Origin of the sequence: Arsukibacterium sp. (assembly GCF_036735525.1) — a bacterium.
Classification (GTDB): Bacteria; Pseudomonadota; Gammaproteobacteria; order Enterobacterales; family Alteromonadaceae; genus Alishewanella.
Genome location: NZ_DAINOE010000138.1, coordinates 1 through 4,523, shown reverse-complemented (window position 1 = coordinate 4,523; position 4,523 = coordinate 1). Strand labels below are relative to the sequence as shown.

Below are 4,523 nucleotides of genomic sequence, written 5' to 3'. Positions count from 1 at the left end.
AGACCGGCTTGCCGCTCTAACGGGCCGCGCTTTATCTCAATATGCTGAATTCGTAACATAGGTTGGGTAACACAACGCTGAAAAATCAGACCACTGCGAAAACTCAGATCATGTTGGCGTAAGGCATAGGCTTTACGTGGAAATGCCAGATAACAATAAGCGCTGCGCCACAGGCCATACACCGACAACACTATGCCGCCCCACAGCACTAGTGGCGATAAGGAGGCACTGAGCGGCCACCAGGGTTGCCAATACACAGTTAGCCAGACCAGGGTAAACAGCAGGGTAGTGCCAAGATGCAGCCACATATTCAGGCTTAAATAGCGCGGCGCCAGCCCCTGCCAGCTCAGTTGCTCTAACGGCGGCTGTTGCGCTAATGACAGCGGTAAGTTGCTAAAAATGTCACTGGACATGCGGCCACCCCATCACTAATTTAAAAAATGAATAATGATAATAGCTTACAACACTTAGCGGGCAAGCAGCATTAGCACGGTTGGGGCTAATGCTGCTTAAAAGGATGATATTAAACGCGGGTGAGCCAGCCGTGTGTGTCTGCCGCCTTGCCCCACTGCACATCATTCAGTGCCTGGCGCAGTTTTAACGTAGTGGCACCTGGCTGGCCGTTGCCCACCTGATGTTCTTTGCCATCATGAATAAGAGTGCCTACCGGAGTCAGTACTGCAGCAGTACCAGACAACGCCGCTTCTGCGCCTGGCTTGGCGGCCCGCTCTAACAGTTCAGTCACCGTTAGCTCGCGCTCTGATACGGTCAGGCCATGCTCTCGGGCCAGCGTTAAAATACTGTCACGGGTGACACCATGTAAAAAGGAGCTGTCCAGCGCCTTGGTGATGATTTCGTTGCCATCAATTAACAGGAAATTGGCTGCACCGGTTTCCTGCACATCGCCACCCGGGCAAAATAACACCTGATCAGCCTGCACGCTGGCGCGGGCTTTTAAAATAGGCTGTAAGGCGCTGGCATAGTTGCCGCCACTTTTTACCATACCCATATGGCTGGCACAGCGGGCGTTGTCTTCTAGCAATAAGCGCAGTGGCTTAGCACCTCCGGCAAAGTAATCACCCACTGGTGATAACAACACATACAACATAGAGCTGGCAGTAGGTGCCGCCGCCTTGCCAATGGCCGGCTCTGTGCCAATATGGGTTGGCCGGATATACATAGAGCCCGGGCCTTCTGGTACATCAGCCGCAAAATGCCGCACCACATCAATAATCATCTGCTGCAGCATAGCGCCATCGACGGGCGGCAGCGACAACAGCTTGCTGCTTTGCCCCAGCCGTGCCACGTTGCGGTCCATACGGAATAAATGAACTGAGCCATCAGCATGACGAAAAGCTTTTAAACCTTCAAAACAGGTGCTGGCATAGTGCAGCACATGAGCGCCCGGATGCAGCGTGATACTGTCTGATGCGACCAGCTGTGGCGCTGACCATTGTGAGTTTTCAAAGCGGGCTAATGCCATTTGCGGCATAAAAACGGTACCAAAGGCGGCCATAATCTGTTCCTGTTAAAGCGCCTGCCACGAGGCAGGCTAATAAACACTAAGCGTAAAGTTTAGGGGCAATACGTCGGCAAAAATGTAATGGCGACAGTGTAAGGGCAGCGCGCAACGGCGACAAGCCCAACCTGTTACTGAGCAACAACCTAAAGGGTTATTGAGTGCCACCCACTGTCATCGCATCCAGTTTCAGGGTGGGCTGACCTACTCCAACCGGTACGCTCTGACCTTGCTTACCACACACACCGACACCGGCATCCAGTTGTAAATCGTTACCCACCATAGACACCTGCTGCATGGCAGCCGGACCATTACCAATCAGCGTAGCGCCTTTAATCGGCGTGGTGATTTTGCCATCTTCAATCAGATAGGCTTCTGAGGCAGAAAACACAAACTTACCCGAGGTGATATCTACCTGGCCGCCACCAAAATTAGGCGCATAAATGCCGCGCTTCACACTGGCAATAATATCGGCCGGGCTACTGTCACCGGCCAGCATATAAGTATTGGTCATTCTTGGCATTGGCAAATGGGCAAAGGATTCACGCCGGCCATTACCGGTTGGTGGTACGCCCATTAACATGGCATTGTGCTTATCCTGAATGTAGCCTTTTAAAATGCCGTTTTCTATCAATACATTGCACTGACTGGGCACACCTTCATCATCAATATTCAGCGAACCGCGACGATGACTGAGGGTACCATCATCCACTATGGTACACAGTGGTGAGGCCACCTGCTGACCAATCTTGCCACTGAAGGTAGAAGAGCCCTTGCGGTTAAAATCGCCCTCCAGGCCATGGCCGACTGCTTCATGTAACAGTACACCGGGCCAGCCTGCGCCCAGCACTACCGGCATAGTGCCAGCCGGGGCATCGACGGCCTGCAGGTTAACCTGGGCCATGCGCACCGCTTCGCGGGCATAAAACTGCCAGCGCGGGGCATTGTCTTGCAACTCAAAAAAGTAACCATAATCACGGCGGCCACCGCCACCACTGCTGCCGCGCTCGCGCCGGCCGTTTTGCTCCAGCAGCACTGAGCAGTTTAAGCGGATTAACGGCCGGATATCAGTGGCGTAGGTGCCATCACTGGCCGCCACCAGAATTTCTTCATAAACGCCGGTTAAACTGACCATCACCTGCTCTGCGCGGCTGTCAAGGCTGCGGATAAAGGCCTCTATCTGGTGCAGCAGCGCCACCTTGTCGGTATTGCTAAGGCTTTGCAGTGGCTCGCAGGGTAAGTAAATCTGGCTGTTACTGCTTTTGCTGAAAACCTGCACTTGCCCCTGCTGACCATGGCTGGCAATACCGCGTGCCGCGGTCGCGGCCTGTTGTAAAGCACTAAGCGTAATACTGTCGGCATAGGCAAAACCGGTTTTTTCGCCGCTGATGGCCCGCACACCCACGCCACGTTCAATATTAAATGAGCCTTCCTTCACCAGACCATCTTCCAGCACCCAGGATTCATGCACGCTGGACTGGAAATATAGATCGGCAAAATCGAGCTGGTGGTTAAATAAATAGCCCAGCGTATTATGCAAATCCGCGGCGGTTAAGTCAGAGGCACTAATTAGATTCTGTTCTACGGCATTCATGCTTTTAGCTCACTGTTAAAACGGTTATGCAGCTTTACCGGCATGGTCTGGGCCAGTCGCTCGCAGTCGGTTAAATCCACTACGGTGGATATCCAGCCTGGTTCAGTGCCGGCATCAGCCAGCACCCTGCCCCAGGGGTCAATAATCAGGCTGTGGCCGTAAGTCTGGCGGCCATTAGCATGCTGGCCGGTTTGATTGGCCGCCAACACAAAACATTGATTTTCAATGGCTCTGGCCCTGAGTAAGCTATGCCAGTGCGCTTCGCCGGTTAGCGCGGTAAAGGCCGAGGGCACAGACAGAATATTCATGCCTTGTTGCGCCAACGCCTGCATCATGCCAGCAAAGCGCACATCATAACATATCGCCAGGCCCAGTTTCAGGCTATGCTGCTGGTATAAGCTAAGCTTAGTGCCGGCTTGGGTACTAGCCGATTCCCGATAACTGCCAGTGCTGTCAGTCAGCTCGACATCAAATAAATGCAGCTTCTGATAATCAGCCAGCAGCTGGCCATCCGGGCCAAACAGCAAGCTGCTGGCAGCAAAGCGCGTCGGATCAGCAGTGCAGGTTGGCATACTGCCCGCCAACAAATAGACGCCATATTGTCTGGCTAACTCCGCACAGCGTTGTTGTAAAGGACGTTGCTGTAAAGGGCCAAGCCCCAGTGGCTCCTGATGCTGGCGTTGCAAGCCTTCGGCGCCGCCAAATACGGCAAAGCATTCCGGCAACAGCACCAGGTGTTGTTCTGCTTTAGGTAATTGCGCCAAGCAATGCGTCACTTGCTGAAAATTGTGCTCAGGCTCAGGCTTACTGTTCAGTTGAATGGCACTTAAACGCCATTCAGCTTTGTGGAAGTGGTTTTTTGTCATCTTGCTCCAGCTGTTGCTGCTCGCGATTCTGTTGCTCTGGTTGCGCCACCCGCACTGGCACCGGTACCTGTTTACTGTGGCGGTTCACTTCGGTCACTACCGGTTTATCAAAAGAGCCTGTCAGCGTAAAATTGATGCGAGAAATCACTTCGGCCGATTGAAACATTTCATCCAGTGCCAACGCTGCCAGGCCAGTTGCCGGGTTAACCATCCAGGCAATAATCACCGGTAAGCTGGAGGTCACTTTTGGCGCAAATGCCATTTGATAATCTAATTCTCGATTGACCAAATCGGCATAGCCCTGAATGGTTAAATTACCAGGCACGCCATCCATTTGCACATCACTGGTTTGTGCCACCCCCTGATGCAGGCTGACGCTGCCATGCATGCGGTTGTAAAAAAAGCCTTTGCCAAACACATCCCGAAAATTCTTGTGAACGCCCGGCTTTCGGCGCGCTCGGAACGCCGCTACCAACTGGTCAGGCCGTTTGCCGCCGCCCTGTTTAATCAGTTGGATACGATCTGCGTGCAGGAACCTGCCGAT

6 protein-coding genes are annotated in these 4,523 nt (G+C 53.2%); 1 reads left to right on the top strand and 5 read right to left on the bottom strand.

The genetic code is table 11. The annotated features are described in order from the left end of the window. The 5 genes from V7D78_RS16150 to V7D78_RS16130 all read right to left on the bottom strand — a co-directional run. A partial coding sequence (locus tag V7D78_RS16150; protein ID WP_333609485.1) for a PH domain-containing protein occupies window positions 1–413 on the bottom strand: 413 nt, incomplete at its 3' end. 110 nt (window positions 414–523) lie between these two features. Continuing rightward, entirely contained in the window at window positions 524–1,516 is a 993-nt protein-coding gene (locus V7D78_RS16145; protein ID WP_333609484.1) for a branched-chain amino acid aminotransferase, read from the bottom strand. A gap of 157 nt (window positions 1,517–1,673) precedes the next feature. Continuing rightward, window positions 1,674–3,113: a metalloprotease TldD gene (gene tldD, locus V7D78_RS16140; protein WP_333609483.1), complete on the bottom strand. Its 1,440-nt coding sequence runs from the start codon at window positions 3,111–3,113 to the stop codon at window positions 1,674–1,676. After that, a complete protein-coding gene (locus V7D78_RS16135; protein WP_333609482.1) occupies window positions 3,110–3,979 on the bottom strand; it encodes a carbon-nitrogen hydrolase family protein in 870 nt (289 codons plus the stop codon). Before V7D78_RS16135 ends, tldD begins: the two co-directional genes overlap by 4 nt. Then, complete coding sequence (locus V7D78_RS16130) at window positions 3,951–4,397, bottom strand: YhdP family protein (RefSeq protein WP_442886681.1); 447 nt, start codon at window positions 4,395–4,397, stop codon at window positions 3,951–3,953. The genes V7D78_RS16135 and V7D78_RS16130 overlap by 29 nt, the downstream gene beginning before the upstream one ends. Here V7D78_RS16130 and V7D78_RS17425 point away from each other — a divergent pair. Continuing rightward, on the top strand, window positions 4,344–4,523 hold a 180-nt coding region (locus V7D78_RS17425; RefSeq protein WP_442886679.1), incomplete at its 3' end, for a glycosyltransferase N-terminal domain-containing protein. The two genes, V7D78_RS16130 and V7D78_RS17425, sit on opposite strands and share 54 nt — an antisense overlap.